Source organism: Jatrophihabitans cynanchi, assembly GCF_027247405.1.
Taxonomy (GTDB): domain Bacteria; phylum Actinomycetota; class Actinomycetes; order Mycobacteriales; family Jatrophihabitantaceae; genus Jatrophihabitans_B; species Jatrophihabitans_B cynanchi.
The window spans coordinates 2,704,438-2,718,489 of sequence record NZ_CP097463.1; the positions used below are offsets into that span (position 1 = coordinate 2,704,438).

Consider the following 14,052-nt stretch of genomic DNA (forward strand, 5'->3'; position numbering starts at 1 on the left):
GGAAGCTCAGTCCGGCAGCGCCATGTCGGCGTCCAGCTCGAGACCGAGCGTGCTCCCCATGTTCTCGATGATCAGCCACACCTGGGTGCTGAGCGCCTCGGTCAGCTCCGACCGCGGCACGTCGCGGTGTTCCAGCCACCAGGCCGCGCTGGCGTCGACCATCCCCACCACGCCCACCATCACCCGCTCGGCAGGAGCGGTGGCGGCCCCCAGCAGGCGCAGGTAGTGCTGCACCAGCGCGGTGAGCTCGGCGGCGAAGACCGACTTCGCGTCCGCGGTACTCGCGTCCTTGGCCGGGACGGCATACGCGTGCTGGGCGAGGAAGCGGTACAGGTTCGGGTGCTCCTCGATCCAGGCCAGGTGTGCCTCGACGGAAGCGCCGATGATCTGCCGTGGTGAGCCGCGCGTTCCCAGCGCGTGGCGGATCCGGGTGCCGAGCTCGTTCGCGACGTGTGCCGACACGGCCAGGTCGAGCGCCCGCTTGCCGTCGAAGTGCCGGTACACGTGCGTGCGCGGGACGCCGGCGTACTGCGCGATCTGGCCGGTCAGGGCATCCGGGCCGTGCTCCTCGATCGCGGTGATCGCGGCGGTGATGATCGCCAGCCGGCGCTCGCGACGGTGCGGGTCCCAGCGGGTCGATCGCCCGTCCCGCGCCCGCTCGGCCATTCCGGCAGCCTAACGACCGGCCCGACCGGCACCGCGTGAGTTGCCTGTTACAGCTTGTCTTATGAAGTTCTGCCTGGTACACCTTGTGGCAGGTAGTCCTGACGATGAGCGATCCAGGCGAGAGGTGGTCAGCCATGACCGCGGTCCAGAACCTGCAGGCCCGGACGGCCGAGCGGCTGCTCAAGTCGTCGTCCAAGAACTCCTACGACCCCCAACTCGACATCGACTGGGACGCAGAGATCCCGGACGAACTGGCGTACCTGCCGATGGAGCGGGTCTCGCTGTACGGCACCGCGCTGTGGGCCGAGATGAGCGAACGGCAGCGTCGCGAGCTGTCCAAGCTGGAGCTGATGAGCGTGGCCGGCACCGGCCTGTGGTTCGAGATCATCCTGATCCAGATGCTGGCTCGCTACGCCTACCACCAGGACCCGCAGGCCGCGCACACCCAGTACGCGCTGACCGAGATCGGTGACGAGACCCGGCACGTGATCATGTTCGCGAAGCTGATCAACCGGCTCGGCGCGCCGACCTTGCGGCCGCGGCCGTTCGTGCACAACCTGGCCCGGCTGTACAAGGCGACCGCGCGGGGCGTGTCGGTGTTCGCGCCGGTGCTGGTCGCCGAGGAGGTCACCGACCGGTTGCAGCGCGCGACGATGAACGACGAAGCGATCAACCCGCTGATCCGCATGGTCAACCGCATCCACGTGGTGGAGGAGGCGCGGCACGTGCGCTTCGCCCGCGAGGAGGTGGCGAGGCTGATGCCGGGCCTCGGCCCGGTCCGCCGATTCATCGCCACCACCGTCTCGGCGGTCTCGGCCGCGTTCGTCATCAGCTCGCTGATCAACCCGGACGTCTACGAGCGGGCCGGCCTCGACAAGCGCCGTGCCGTTCGCGAGGCGCGCCGCAACCCGCACAACCACGAGACCCGCCGCTGGATGGGCGAGAAGATCATGGCGTTCCTCGGCGAGCAGGGCCTGATCACCTGGAACGCCAAGCCGATCTACCGCCTGGTGCACCTGATCTGATCGGCCGTCAGCTGTCCCGGCCGCACAGCGCGAACCCGGCGAGCACCGCGCCCAGGGCGTACAGCCCGAAGACGCCGAGCCCGGCCCACGCCGAGAGCGCGCCCTGCTTGTGCACGAGTGTGAGGATCTGGCTGCCGGCGTTGGCCGGCAGGTACTCGATCACCGTGTTGCGCCAGCTGGTCGGGAGCAGGTCCACCAGGGCGCTCGGCGCGAACAGCACGCCGAAGAACGCGGTCAGTGCCCCGGCCGTGTGCCGGATCGCGGTGCCCAGGCCGAAGCCGAGCACGGCCACCAGGGTCAGGTAGAGGCCGGAGCCGAACACGGCGCTCAGCACGCCCGGGTCGGCGAGCGAGACGCCGGCGTGCTTGCCGGCGAGCAGCGCCTGGCCCGAGCCGAACGCCGCGAAGCACGAGATCCCGGCCAGGACGAAGGTCGAGGCGGCCACGACGAGGGCCTTGGCCGCGATCAGCGCGCGTCGCTGCGGCACCGCGCAGAAGCTGGCCCGGATCATCCCGGTGGTGTGCTCGGAACTGATCGCCATCGCCGCGATCACGCCGACCACGATCTGGACGAGGTACACGCCGCTCAGCGAGACGTTCGTTGCGTCGAAGTCGGGGTCGAGCGGGCCATGCTGGTGGGCCCAGCGCGCGCCCAGGAACACGCCCAGGCCGATGGTGCCGAGCACGATCACGGCGGCGCTGAGCCGGTTCGAGCGCAGCGTCCGCAGCTTCGTCCACTCGGACAGCAGCAGGTTGCCGAAGCCGACGCTCTGGTGCAGCGCCGGACGCGTCGCCGGCGGGACGGCCGCGGTCGGTGTGGTCATGACGCGCCGCTCTCCGACGCGAAGTCGACCGAGCCCGCGGTCAGCTCGAGGAAGGCGGCCTCGAGCGAGGCCTGCTGCGGGGACAGCTCGTGCAGCACGACTCCCGCGCGCCCGGCCAGCTCACCGACGGCCGCGCAGTCCAGGCCGGACACCTCCAACCCGCCGTCGCGATGCGGCCGCACGGTCGCGCCGGCCGCTCGCAGCCGCGGCGCGAGCACGGTGTCGTCCGGCGAGCGCACCAGCACGTAGCCGGACACGCTGGCGGCGATCACCTCGGCCACGCTCGCGTCGGCCAGCAGCCGGCCGCGGCCGACGACGATCAGGTGGTCCGCGGTCAGCGCCATCTCGCTCATCAGGTGACTGGAGACGAAGATGGTCCGCCCCTGCGCGGCCAGGGTCCGCAACAGGCTTCGGATCCAATGGATGCCCTCCGGGTCCAGGCCGTTCACCGGTTCGTCGCACAGCAGTACGGCAGGGTCACCGAGCAGCGCGGCGGCCAGCCCGAGACGCTGGCTCATGCCGAGGGAGAAGGTGCGTGCGCGCCTGCCGGCCGCCTCGCCCAGCCCGACCAGGCCGAGCACCTCGTGGACCCGGCGGCGTCCGATGCCGTTGCTCTGCGCCAGGCAGAGCAGGTGGTGGTACGCGCTGCGGCCGCCGTGCACGGCGCGCGATTCGAGCACGGCGCCGACCTCCCACAGCGGGCGGTGATGCGCCGGGTACTGACGGCCCAGCACGAGCGCCGTGCCGCGCGTCGGCCGGTCCAGGCCGAGGATCATCCGCATGGTGGTCGACTTGCCCGCACCGTTCGGGCCCAGGAACCCGGTGACATGCCCCGGCCGGACGTCGAAGCTGAGATCGTCCACCGCGCGGGTGCGCCCGTAGTCCTTGGTCAGTCCGCGTACCTCGATCATGCGAGCAGCGTGCGCGCCGGACCGGCTGGCGCGCATCGGGGCCGCACCCTGAGATCGACCCTGAATGCACCCGGACACAGGACAGCCCCCGGATCTTGTCCGCCGAGGCGGGCCGGCTGGACGGGCCGACGATCCGGGGGCCGGGTAGCTGCCTGGTAGTGCTCGCCGCCGTCGCCGGCGGACCGGGCAGAGCCATGCAGGTCCGTTGTCTTGTACAGCGGCTAGCTGGCAGCCACCTCACGTGTCCTAGAAGTATTCAACTGCGGACCACCTCCTTCCTCGTGTACCGACGAAGGTACGACGAAGATCGGACGACGGCAACGCTATTGCCGACCGAAGCCGCACAGCGTCCGGACCTCGGCGGTACGTGCGGTGTCGCGGGCCCGGACGACGCCGTCGATGCGGACGACGTCCACCGGGCCGCGGACGCTGCCGACCAGCCAGAGCGAGTCCGCGGCGAACAGGTCGGCAACCCGGGCCCGCGCCGCCTCGGTGCGCCAGCCGGCCGCAGCTGCGCGCTCGAACAGCAACTGCTGGGTGGTGCCGCCCAGGATGCCGGTGCCGTCCAGCGGGGTCGTGAACAGGGCCCGTCCCACCGCCCACACCACCGAGCTGGTCGGTGCCTCCAGCACGAAACCGTCCGCGCTGACGAAGATCACGTCCTCCGCGCCGCGCCGCACGGCCTCGCGCTGCGCCGCCATGTTCACCGCGTAGGAGAGGGCCTTCACCCCGCCGAGCAGCCACGGCGCGCGGGCGAACGCGTCGGCCGCGGTGCCGCGGTCCAGGGTCGCCACCGCGATCCCGTCCCGGCGCTGGCGCGGGTATTCGGCCGGCAGCGCGCTGACCGTGAGCAGCCCCACCGGCGTCCCGCCTGCCGGGCCGCGGGTGAGCAGCAGCTTCATCGCCCACTCGCCGGGCGTGACACAGGCGGCCAGCGCCTTGTCGACCAGCACCCGCCACTCGTCCGCGTCGAACGGAAGCTGCAGCGCCGAGGCGGATCGCCGCATCCGGGCCAGGTGCGCATCCAGCTTGTCGACCTGGCTGCGGCCGGAGCCGTCGGTGCGGACCCGGCATCCCTCGAAGCAGCCGTCGCCGCGGGTCAGGCCGGGATCGTCGGCGTGGACCACCGCGCTACGGGGATCGACGAGCCCGGTGCCGAGCAGCCCCAGTAACGTCAGCGTCACCGCGCCAGGCTACCTACCATGGACCCCGATGCATGCACCCGACGACCTGCACGCCGGCGAGCTCGATCTGGCCGGCGAACTTCGCGCGCGCGGCCTTCGGCTGACCGCCCAGCGCGAACTGGTGCTGCGCGCGGTCCGCGAACTGCGGCACGCGACCCCGGAGCAGCTCAGCGAGGCGGTCCCCGGGGTCGACGTCACCACCGTCTACCGGACCCTGGAACTGCTCGAGGAGCTCGGCCTGGTCAAGCACACGCACCTGGGCCACGGTGCGGCGTCGTACCGGCCGGCGGACGACGAGCACATCCACGTGGTCTGCCACGAGTGCGGCGCCGTGGTCGACGCGCCCCCGGACACCGTGGACGCGCTGGAGAAGCGGCTGCTCGACGAGCGCGGCTTCGTGCTGGACCGCGCCCACTTCACCGTGTTCGGCCGGTGCGGGACCTGCGCGGAACAATCCCCGGCCAAGGAGCGATGACACCTGCATGAGCATCGAAGTGGACGGCGCGGTCGCCGGCACCGGAGTGGACGTCGGCGTGCCGTGGCATTACGGCGACCCGCTGCGTGAGCAGCGTGTCCTGGCCGAGGGCGCCGGCCTGATCGACCGGTCGAATCGCGACGTCCTGACCGTCACCGGCGAGGATCGGCTGCCCTGGCTGCACACGATCTGCTCGCAGCACGTGGAGCGGCTCGCCGACGGCGACAGCACCGAGTCGCTCGTGCTGTCGCCGCACGGGCACGTCGAGCAGCACTGGGAGCTGACCGAACTGGACGCGACGGTCTGGCTGGACACCGAGCCGGGCGCCGCCGTCGTCGTGCTGGACTATCTCCAGAAGATGCGCTTCCTCAAGCGTGTCGAGCCGGTCGACGTCTCCGCCGGCTGGGCCGTGTTGACGCTGGCGGGCCCGCGCACCGCCGACGTACTTGCGGCCGCGGAGCTGCCCGTGCCGCCCGCGGGCCGCGCGGTGGCGCTGCCCGGCGAGCCCGGCGGATTCGTGCGCGGCCGGCGATGGCCGGCGGGTGCTGTCGACCTGCTGGTGCCGCGGGCCGCGCAGGCCGCCCGCTCGCACGCGTTGACCGCGGCCGGTGCCCGGCCGGTCGGGCTGTGGGCCTTCGAGGCGCTGCGGGTCGAGCAGCGCCGGCCGCGGCTCGGCTTCGAGACCGACCACCGCACCATCCCGCACGAGGTGGGCTGGATCGGCAGTGCGGTGCACCTGCAGAAGGGCTGCTACCGCGGGCAGGAGACGGTGGCCCGGGTGCAGAACCTGGGCAAGCCGCCGCGCCGGCTGGTGCTGCTGCACCTGTCCGGTGACGCCGACGAGCTGCCGCCGGCGGGTACGCCGGTGCTTTCCGGCGAGCGTGCCGTGGGGTTCCTCGGAACCGCGGTGCACCACTACGAGCTGGGCCCGATCGCGCTCGCCGTGATCAAGCGGACTATCCCGGACGACGCCGCGCTGACCGTCGCCGGCGCACCGGTCGCGGTCGACGTGGCGGCGCCGGCCGTACCCGGCGCCTGATCAGGCGCCGGGTACGTTCGCTCGGCGAACCGGGCAAGGTCACACGCCGACCGGGGTGCGCTCGGGCTCGATCACCTCGTCGGGCGGCTCCACCGAGACGCGCGGCGTGACCTTGTCCAGCCACTTCGGGAAGAACCAGTTGGCCCGCCCGAGCAGGTGCATGAGCGACGGGACGAGCACGGTGCGCAGGATGAACGCGTCCAGGAACACCGCGCTGGCCAGCCCGATGCCGAGCAGCTTGACCACGCGGTTCGGGTCGAGGACGAAGCCGAAGAACACCATGATCATGATCAGCGCGGCGGCGGTGATGATGCCGCCCGTCTCGGCCTGGCCGACCCGAACAGCTCGGCGGTTGTCGCGTGTGTGCACCCATTCCTCGTGCATCCGGCTGACGAGGAACACCTGGTAGTCCATCGACAGTCCGAAGATGATCGCGAAGAACAGCACGGGTGCCCAGGCTTCGATCGGGCCGCCCTTGCCGGCGCCTAGCGCGTCCGACAGCCAGCCCCACTGGAAGATCGCGACCACGACGCCGAACGAGGCGCCGGCGGCCAGCAGGTTCATCAGCGCCGCGGTCAGCGGGATGACGACGCTGCGGAACGCGATCATCAGCAGCAGGAACGACAGCCCGACGACGGCGCCCATGAACAGCACCATCTTGGACGCGAGCACGTGCGAGAAGTCGACGTAGATCGCCGTCTGGCCGAACACGTAGACGTGATCACCGGTGCCCTTGTACAGCGGGGGTAGCACGTCCGAGCGCAGCGAGTGCACCAGGTCGGTGGTCTTCGAGTCCTGCGGCGAGGTGCTCGACTTGAACGAGACGAGTGACAGCTCGGGCGTCAAGCCCTTCGGTGGCAGGAACACGCTGTTCGGGTTGACGTGCTCGGTGGTCTTCAGGGCGTCGGCGACCTTGGCGGCCAGGGCATGTGCCTGCGGCCCGTCGACGACCAGCGTCAGCGTCGAGTTGTACCCGGGGCCGAAGCCCTGCGCGATCAGGTCGTACCCCTTGCGGGTCGTCGTGTTCCCCGGGTCGTTGCCCTGGTCGGCGTGACCCATCCGCATCGACAGGAACGGGATCGCCAGCGTGATGATCGCGATCGCACCGACCAGCCCGAGGGCGACGCTGCGCTTGGCGACCAGGTCCGACCAGCGGGCCCAGAACCCGACCGTGTGTGCGTCCTCGAACTGACCGGCTCGCACGGCCCGGCGCTGCTTGCGCGGCAGCACCTTCAGGCCGAGGAAGCTGAGCAGCGCGGGCAGCAGGGTCAGCGACGCGACCATGGTCAGGCTCACCGCGACCGCGGTGCCGATCGCCATGCCGTAGAAGAAGCTGACGCCGAGTGCGGTCAGGCCGAGCATGGCGATGCAGACAGTGGTACCCGCGAATAGCACTGCGCGGCCGGACGTGTCGATGGCCGACGTGATCGAGTCCTGCACGCTCATGCCGCGCCGCAGGTTGCGCCGGTGCCGCGTCACGATGAACAGCGCGTAGTCGACGCCGACACCGATCACCATCAGCTCACTCAGCTGCGGTGTCACGTTGGAGACGTCCATGACGTGCGTGAGCATTCCGATCAGGCCCAACCCGCTGGTGAGCGCGGCGATCGCGCTGGCCAGCGGCAGCGCGGTGGCGCCGAACGTCCGGAACACGATGCCGAGCACGACGAGTGCGGCGATGAAGCCGAGCAGGAACGGGGGGACCCCCTGCTGCTTCTGGCCCTGCCCCTGGAACGCGTCGCCGGTGAACTCCACCTGCAGGGTGTCGCTGCGCAGCTTCACGAGCCGGTCGTAGACGCCGTCGAACAGCTTCTGGTCGTACTTGGCGGACTTCCAGGTGACGTTCGTGATGGCGATGGACTTGTCCTGCGAGAGCAGGGTCGGCTGTCCCGCGGCGGGTTGGGCCTTGCCGTTCGCGCAGGTGACGCTCTGCCACGGCGAGGTGGTGCCGACGACGTCGAGCTTGTCGGCGCACAGCCCGGCCAGCGCCTGGTCGAGGCCGGCCGGCGCGGAATCGAGGGTTCCGCTCTTGGCCTTGAGCACCACCTGGCCGGACAGGCCGTTCTGCTCCGACTGCCCGGAGTTGTCCAGCAGGTGGATGACCTTGTCGGTCTCGGTGTGCGGCAGGCTGAAGGTGTCCTTGTAGGACGCGCCACCGAGCGCGCCGGTGAGTGCCTGGGTCAAGATGATGAACGCGATCCAGCCCGCGATGATCCACCACCGTCGGCGGATTGCGAATTGGGCGATCGTCTTCATGCGTCAAACTCCGTTGTCTCGAGGCTGGATGCGCGTGTGAATGCTGCTTGTGGATCTTGCCTTGTAGATCTTGCTCCGTGGTGAGCGGCACGATGCCCGTGTTCCCTAACGCGCGACGGGTCGAGCTCAGTTCCCTGACAGCCGGACCGGTGCGCTCGTACAGCTTCACGTGCGGGCGGCCCCGGATGCCATGGGTTTTTCCCCCGAATGCACCCTGACATTTGTCCCTGACCTCAGGGGTACTGGCCACCCTGTCGACCGGCCGTGCGCATCTCAGTCTGGCGCGAGCCAGGCGAGCGCGGCGGTGACGAGCGCTTGGGTACCGGTGTCGAGGGTGGGCTGGATGACTGGGGCGAAGTTCGGCGAGTGGTTGACGGGGATGTCCTGGGAGATCCGTCCGGCCTTCGCTGCCGCGGCGTAGGTGTCGGGGTCGATGCCGCCGATTCCCCAGTAGCTGTACGGCACCTCCAGGGCATTCGGGATGTCGCTGAAGTCCTCGCTGGCCGTCTGCAGAGGCAGCGTGGTCGCCCGGTCGCCGAAGTAGTCGTCGAATGCGGCACGGACGCTCGCGGTTGTGCCGGGATCGTTGTGCGTGGGCGGGAACCGGTCGAACAGTTCGATGTCGGGGTCCTTCGGCGACTGCGAGGCCTGGCATTCGGCCGTCACGATGCGCCGTACCGCGTCGAGGATGTGGCCGCGGGTCTGGTCGTTGTAGCTTCGCACGTTCAGCTCGATGACGGCGTGGTCGCCGATGACGTTGCTCTTGCTACCGGCTTGGATGCTGCCGACCGTCAACACGGCGGGGTCGGTGGGGGCGACCTCGCGCGAAATCACCGTTTGCAGCCGGACGACGATCATCGCGGCGAGCACGGCCGGGTCGACCGATGCCTGCGGCATCGACCCGTGCGCTCCACGGCCGTACACGGTGATCCGCATGCTGTCGGCCGCGGACAGCACCGGTCCGGGCCGGGTCGCGACCAGACCCGAGGGGAAGGGCAGCACGTGCTGGGCCAGGGCGACGTCGACCTTGCCGACCAGCTCGGCGATGCCGTCGTCGACCATCCGGGCTGCGCCGTCGCCGAGTTCTTCGGCTGGCTGGAACAGTGCGATGACGGTGCCGGTCCAGCGATCCTTGGCTCGCGCGAGCAGCGCGGCCGCGCCGAGCAGGCACGTGACGTGGACGTCGTGGCCGCAAGCGTGCATCACCGGTACTTGGTTGCCGGAGCCGTCGCTGGCCGTCGCTTCGCTCGCGTAGGGAAGCCCGGTCTGCTCGCGGACCGGCAGCGCGTCCATGTCCGCGCGCAGCAGCACCGTCGGCCCGGCACCGTTGCGAAGGACTGCGACCACCCCGGTGCCGCCGACGTGCTCGTGGAGGTCGAAGCCGCACTCTCGCATCCGGGAGGCCACCGTCGCTGCCGTCTCGGTTTCCTGGCGCGAGAGCTCCGGATGCTGGTGAAGGTTGCGGTAGAAGTCCTCCTGCCAGCCGCGGACCTGCTCGAGCCCTGCCAACACCGAGGTTGCCGAGTCACCGCTCACGAATGTCTCCCCTGATCGATGCTGGTGCTGGTGCCGCTGCTCTTGCCGGTGCGTGTGTGGGGTCGGGGGTGTCCTTGTCCAGCGTGCGCCGTCGTCGGTGTGGGCGGTAGCGAGCGGGGACGATCCGCGCCGCCGGACGTGAGCAAGGTCGCTAGCTGCCCGCTTGCAATTGCTAGCAGTCTTCGGTGAGACTGGACCGGTGATAGCCGACCGGCCGCGGGAACAGGCCAAGCAGCAGGCGAAGCGCAGCAGCGCGGCCATCGGGGAGTTCATCCGCGAGCAGCGCGAACAGGCAGAGGTCTCGGTGCGCCAACTCGCGCGACTGGCCGGCGTCTCCAACCCGTATCTCTCGCAGATCGAACGCGGGTTGCGCAAGCCGAGCGCCGACATCCTGCAGCAGATCGCCAAGGGGCTGCGGATCTCGGCCGAGCAGCTGTACGTGCGTGCCGGGATCCTGGAGACCCGGATCGGCAACCCCGAGCTCGTCGCGGCGATCCTCGCCGACGAGGGGTTGGCCGAGCGGCAGAAGCAGGTGCTCATCGACATCTACACCTCGTTCCGGCGGGAGAACGAGCAGCACCAAGCACGTCAAGATCCCGTCCGATCCAAGCCCACCGATGAACAGGAGTACGCCCATGTCGATCACCCGTGACCTCCGCAGCTATGCCGACGAACTCACCGGCAAGGCGACCGTCACCGTCGCCGAACTGCGCACCCAGGCCGAGAAGGCCGTCAACCTGCAGGCCATCAAGGCTGCTGTCGAGCCCTACCTGGAGCAGGCGAAGGACTACACCCACTCGGTCACCGACCGGGCCGGCGGTCTCGTCGGCACCGTCACGTCGGACAAGCGGGTCGCCCGGCTGGTCACCACCGCCGAGGCGCTCACCGGCGCGGTCGCCGAGACCGTCCAGGTCAAGATCGTCAAGCCGGTCCGGTCGCTGACCGGCCTCGGCAACAAGCCGGCCGCCCGCCCGGCCCCACGTCCTGCCGCGCAGTCGGCAGCCAAGCCGGCAGCGAGCGCGGCTGCCTCCCGCCCGGCGGCCAAGGCCACCACCCGCAAGCCGGCGACCAAGCCCGCCGCGAAGGCCACCGGCGCCAAGCCGGCCGCCCGGAAGGCGCCGGCCAAGAAGGCCGCCGGGCACTGAGTTCGTCGGCACGCGCAAACCCTCCACTGCCCCGCCCCGGTTGCGACCGGGGCGGGGCAGCGTCGTTCCCAGGCGCCGGGGTTCTTCCGGGTTCCGTGGGGTGCAGTGGCGTGCCCGGGGTGCGGCGCCGCTTCCGGTGCGGGCAGCGACGGCCAGGTACGCTGAGGGCTAGGCACCTGTGGGCTAGGTACCCTGAGCGAGTGGACATCGTCAGCGCGCTGTACCTGTGGACCGACCGGGTCCTGTTCTGGGGCCTGGTCGCGCTGAAGGCGTGGGCGCTGGTGGACTGCATCACGCGCAAGGCCGCCGCGTTCCCCGCCGTCGACAAGCTCACCAAGCCGGCCTGGCTGACCATCCTGGTGCTCTCCGGACTGCTCGGGTCGTGGCTCTCACCGTCGCCGATCGGTCCGCTGTCGCTGATCTCCACCATCGTCGCTGCGGTGTATCTGGCGGACGTGCGCCCGGCGGTACGCGAGATCACCGGCGGCTCCGGCCGCTGAGGCAACTACACAGGTGGCGGTGGTTGCAACCACCTGCGCGCGGGGCGACCCTTGAGGTATGGCATCACTGCGGAGGTTGCGATGATCGATTCCGGCCGGCCCATGTCCGGCCTGCTGGCCGGCAACGGCACGGCGATGGTGCATGCGCTGGTCTATCACCACCCCACTCCGGACGCCCCGCCCGCCGCGCTCGCCGAGTTGGTCGATCCACTCGATGGCGTCGACGGTCAGCCCGACGACTGGCAGCTGAGCATGCGCAAGCTGCTCGCGCACCGCGACGAACACGTGCACGACGTGTGGTCGACCTTCTCCGCCTGGCGACGCACCTTCGTGGCCGACCGGGTCCTCGGTGACGTCGCCACCGTCCGCTCGTTCGTCACCTGGGCCGAGACGGTCGGGGACGTGCAGAGCCTGCATCCGCTGAACCTGCCCGCCGCCCGGGTGGAGTGGAAGAACGCACCGCGGATGGCCTGGCAGACGCAGCAGATCGCGACCGCCGCACGCGCTCGGGGTGACCTCGGCCTGGCGATCACCAACCCGCAGCGGTCGGGCATCGTGCGCGGGTTCGTGGTCGGCGACGAGCCGGTGCTGCTGCTCGAGGACCGTGGCGCGTCGGTGTCCGCCGTGCCGGACGGGTTGGAGATCGTCGACCCGAAGGCGAGCACACTGCCACGTACGCTGCTGGTGCACGGCTGGGTACTCGACACCGACGGCCTCACCGCGATCACGGACGAGGGGCCGGTCTCGATGGCCAGCCCCGCCGGTGGGCGACTGCTAGCCCTGGTCGCGCCCGGTGTGACGAACGCATCGGTCGGGCCGGCGCAACTGTGCTCGATCTTCTCCAGCTTGATGACCAGCATGCAGGACATCGCGCAGTTGGCGGCCAGCGATCACGTCCCGGTCTGGATCCGTACCGGAAACGTCGGCAGCTCGCGCTACGTAGTGCGCTGACGGCATCATGCGCTGACGGCATCGTGCGCTGACGGGATCCGGTCAGCGCAACGCCAGGCGGCGTCGCTGCTGGTGTGCGTACAGCACCGGTAGCAGCGCGATCGCGATCACGATCAGCGCCACCAGGGTGACGGTGCGCGCGGCGTCGGTACCGAAGCCGGCCGGCGCCAGCACGCACGCCGCACAACTGAGCGCGACGACCCAGTCGCGCCGGGCACCGGTGGCGGTCGGGGCCAGGCAGACGAGGCCGCCCAGCAGGTACCAGGGGTAGAGCACCGGGCCGAGCAGTGCGACGGCGAGCAGCGCGAACCCGACGGTGCGATCCAGCGAGCGTTCCCGGACGGTGGCGAGCAGGTAGGCGACCAGGGCGACCGCGGCGACCACGACGGCGATCCGGCCGCCCACAGCGAGATCGTCGAAGGAGGCCGACGGCACGATCGGCCGGACGATGTCGCTGACGATGCTCGCCGGCGCGAACGGGGTGTGCTCGCGGGTGACGACGCTCAGGTTGCGGCGCCAGCCCAGCCCGTCCCGAACGATCAGGGTAAGCGCGGCCAGGGTGACCGCGGCGATCGCCAGGTCGCGGGCGATGATCCGCCAGGCGATGTGCGCGCGGTGGCCGAGGCAGTGCGCGAGCAGCACGGCGGGGACCACCGCCAGCGCGACCGGCTTGACCGCGGCGGCGGCGCAGATGAGCACCACCGACAGCGTCCACCTGCGTTGGGCCGAGGTCACCAGCGCGGCGAGCACCAGTAGCGCGAGGGCACCGTCGAGGTGTGCGCCGGAGAGCAGGTACAGCAGCAGTGCCGGGTTGAGTGCGGTGAGCACGATCGCCGGCACCCGGTACGGTCCGGCCAGGTCGGCCGCGAGCAGGCCGATGCAGATCACGCAGGCGATCGCCAGTAGCCGCAGCACGATCACCGTGGCGACGGCGTCGCCGCCGGTGCTCGCCACCGCGAGGTGCTGCACGAGCGTCCCGAGCGGGCCGGACGTGCTCGGCGCACCGCGCCAGGTCGGGTCGATCGCATTGACGATCGCGTGGTAGCCGAGCGAGGACGGTCCGGTGCTGTAAGGGTCCTTGCCGGCCCGTTGCAGCAGACCCTGAGCCGCGTAGTTGTAGATATCGGTCGAGAGCAGCGGTGGCCCGACCGCGAACGGCACCCCCCAGGCGGCGACCAGGGACCAGGCCTGCCTGGTGTTGTGGGTGCCGCTCCGGACCACGGCGACGGCCACGATCCAGAGCAGCAGCAGGCAGCAGATCGCGCCGAACATGATGCCGCCGGCCAGGGCGTCGTTGCGGGTGCCGTCGTCCGGCAGCAGCCCGAGCCAGTGCGTCAGCGGAGTGGTCGCGCTGCCGGCACCGATCCGGCCGCCGGCAACCATTGCGGTGCCGGCCGCGACGAAGCCCGCCACCGCCAGGGAGGTGACCGGGTGCTCGACGATCTTCTTGCGCGCCAGGTCGAGCCCGTGCAGCGCCTGCTCGGCCAGGTCGTTCATGGTGCGGCCAGTATGCCCGGTCGGTCGGACGCGCCCGAACACGA

14 protein-coding genes are annotated in these 14,052 nt (G+C 70.6%); 7 read left to right on the forward strand and 7 right to left on the reverse strand.

Annotated elements, in window-relative coordinates; all coding sequences use genetic code 11:
• Nucleotides 1–6 precede the first annotated feature (6 nt).
• Nucleotides 7–666, reverse strand: coding sequence for a TetR/AcrR family transcriptional regulator (locus tag M6B22_RS13190; RefSeq protein WP_269442017.1), 660 nt, complete (start codon nt 664–666; stop codon nt 7–9).
• A 134-nt stretch (nt 667–800) separates the two neighbouring features.
• Here M6B22_RS13190 and M6B22_RS13195 point away from each other — a divergent pair, with 134 nt between their 5' ends.
• Entirely contained in the window at nt 801–1,691 is an 891-nt protein-coding gene (locus tag M6B22_RS13195) for an AurF N-oxygenase family protein (protein ID WP_269442018.1), read from the forward strand.
• A 7-nt stretch (nt 1,692–1,698) separates the two neighbouring features.
• Here the strand turns inward: M6B22_RS13195 and M6B22_RS13200 are convergent, their stop codons facing one another.
• The 3 genes from M6B22_RS13200 to M6B22_RS13210 all read right to left on the reverse strand — a co-directional run bounded on the left by M6B22_RS13200 (nt 1,699) and on the right by M6B22_RS13210 (nt 4,609).
• Nucleotides 1,699–2,514, reverse strand: a complete 816-nt coding sequence (locus M6B22_RS13200) for an ABC transporter permease (RefSeq protein WP_269442020.1) — start codon at nt 2,512–2,514, stop codon at nt 1,699–1,701.
• Nucleotides 2,511–3,425, reverse strand: coding sequence for an ABC transporter ATP-binding protein (locus tag M6B22_RS13205; RefSeq protein ID WP_269442021.1), 915 nt, complete (start codon nt 3,423–3,425; stop codon nt 2,511–2,513). The genes M6B22_RS13200 and M6B22_RS13205 overlap by 4 nt, the downstream gene beginning before the upstream one ends.
• 323 nt (nt 3,426–3,748) lie before the next feature.
• On the reverse strand, nt 3,749–4,609 hold the full coding sequence (locus M6B22_RS13210) for an aminotransferase class IV (RefSeq protein WP_269442022.1): 861 nt from the start codon (nt 4,607–4,609) through the stop codon (nt 3,749–3,751).
• 28 nt (nt 4,610–4,637) lie between these two features.
• Between M6B22_RS13210 and M6B22_RS13215 the strand changes: the two genes are divergently transcribed.
• Nucleotides 4,638–5,084 (forward strand): Fur family transcriptional regulator, encoded by a 447-nt coding sequence (locus tag M6B22_RS13215; RefSeq protein WP_269442023.1) that lies wholly within the window; start codon nt 4,638–4,640, stop codon nt 5,082–5,084.
• Nucleotides 5,085–5,091: 7 nt separating this feature from the next.
• Nucleotides 5,092–6,123 (forward strand): CAF17-like 4Fe-4S cluster assembly/insertion protein YgfZ, encoded by a 1,032-nt coding sequence (gene ygfZ, locus M6B22_RS13220; protein ID WP_269442024.1) that lies wholly within the window; start codon nt 5,092–5,094, stop codon nt 6,121–6,123.
• A 39-nt stretch (nt 6,124–6,162) separates the two neighbouring features.
• Here the strand turns inward: ygfZ and M6B22_RS13225 are convergent, their stop codons facing one another.
• Both M6B22_RS13225 and M6B22_RS13230 read right to left on the reverse strand, forming a co-directional pair.
• Nucleotides 6,163–8,379: an MMPL family transporter gene (locus tag M6B22_RS13225; protein ID WP_269442025.1), complete on the reverse strand. Its 2,217-nt coding sequence runs from the start codon at nt 8,377–8,379 to the stop codon at nt 6,163–6,165.
• Between the two features lie 273 nt (nt 8,380–8,652).
• Complete coding sequence (locus tag M6B22_RS13230; protein ID WP_407935700.1) at nt 8,653–9,891, reverse strand: amidohydrolase; 1,239 nt, start codon at nt 9,889–9,891, stop codon at nt 8,653–8,655.
• Between the two features lie 226 nt (nt 9,892–10,117).
• Here M6B22_RS13230 and M6B22_RS13235 point away from each other — a divergent pair, with 226 nt between their 5' ends.
• From M6B22_RS13235 to M6B22_RS13250, 4 genes are all read left to right on the forward strand, one after another.
• A complete protein-coding gene (locus tag M6B22_RS13235) occupies nt 10,118–10,567 on the forward strand; it encodes a helix-turn-helix domain-containing protein (protein ID WP_407935701.1) in 450 nt (149 codons plus the stop codon).
• Complete coding sequence (locus M6B22_RS13240) at nt 10,551–11,060, forward strand: hypothetical protein (RefSeq protein ID WP_269442028.1); 510 nt, start codon at nt 10,551–10,553, stop codon at nt 11,058–11,060. Before M6B22_RS13235 ends, M6B22_RS13240 begins: the two co-directional genes overlap by 17 nt.
• 200 nt (nt 11,061–11,260) lie before the next feature.
• Complete coding sequence (locus M6B22_RS13245; protein ID WP_269442029.1) at nt 11,261–11,560, forward strand: DUF2516 family protein; 300 nt, start codon at nt 11,261–11,263, stop codon at nt 11,558–11,560.
• 81 nt (nt 11,561–11,641) lie between these two features.
• Nucleotides 11,642–12,511, forward strand: coding sequence for a hypothetical protein (locus M6B22_RS13250; RefSeq protein WP_269442030.1), 870 nt, complete (start codon nt 11,642–11,644; stop codon nt 12,509–12,511).
• 42 nt (nt 12,512–12,553) lie between these two features.
• Here M6B22_RS13250 and mptB read toward each other — a convergent pair whose 3' ends face one another.
• Nucleotides 12,554–14,008: a polyprenol phosphomannose-dependent alpha 1,6 mannosyltransferase MptB gene (gene mptB / locus M6B22_RS13255; protein WP_269442031.1), complete on the reverse strand. Its 1,455-nt coding sequence runs from the start codon at nt 14,006–14,008 to the stop codon at nt 12,554–12,556.
• Nucleotides 14,009–14,052 lie beyond the last annotated feature (44 nt).

Excerpts from the sequence above, each read along its gene's own strand:
- M6B22_RS13250 (WP_269442030.1), top strand. The coding sequence starts at position 11,642 with ATGATCGATTCCGGCCGGCCCATGTCCGGCCTGCTGGCCGGCAACGGC.
- M6B22_RS13190 (WP_269442017.1), bottom strand. The coding sequence starts at position 666 with ATGGCCGAGCGGGCGCGGGACGGGCGATCGACCCGCTGGGACCCGCAC.
- M6B22_RS13205 (WP_269442021.1), bottom strand. The coding sequence starts at position 3,425 with ATGATCGAGGTACGCGGACTGACCAAGGACTACGGGCGCACCCGCGCG.
- M6B22_RS13195 (WP_269442018.1), top strand. The coding sequence starts at position 801 with ATGACCGCGGTCCAGAACCTGCAGGCCCGGACGGCCGAGCGGCTGCTC.
- M6B22_RS13225 (WP_269442025.1), bottom strand. The coding sequence starts at position 8,379 with ATGAAGACGATCGCCCAATTCGCAATCCGCCGACGGTGGTGGATCATC.
- ygfZ (WP_269442024.1), top strand. The coding sequence starts at position 5,092 with ATGAGCATCGAAGTGGACGGCGCGGTCGCCGGCACCGGAGTGGACGTC.
- mptB (WP_269442031.1), bottom strand. The coding sequence starts at position 14,008 with ATGAACGACCTGGCCGAGCAGGCGCTGCACGGGCTCGACCTGGCGCGC.
- M6B22_RS13215 (WP_269442023.1), top strand. The coding sequence starts at position 4,638 with ATGCATGCACCCGACGACCTGCACGCCGGCGAGCTCGATCTGGCCGGC.
- M6B22_RS13240 (WP_269442028.1), top strand. The coding sequence starts at position 10,551 with ATGTCGATCACCCGTGACCTCCGCAGCTATGCCGACGAACTCACCGGC.
- M6B22_RS13200 (WP_269442020.1), bottom strand. The coding sequence starts at position 2,514 with ATGACCACACCGACCGCGGCCGTCCCGCCGGCGACGCGTCCGGCGCTG.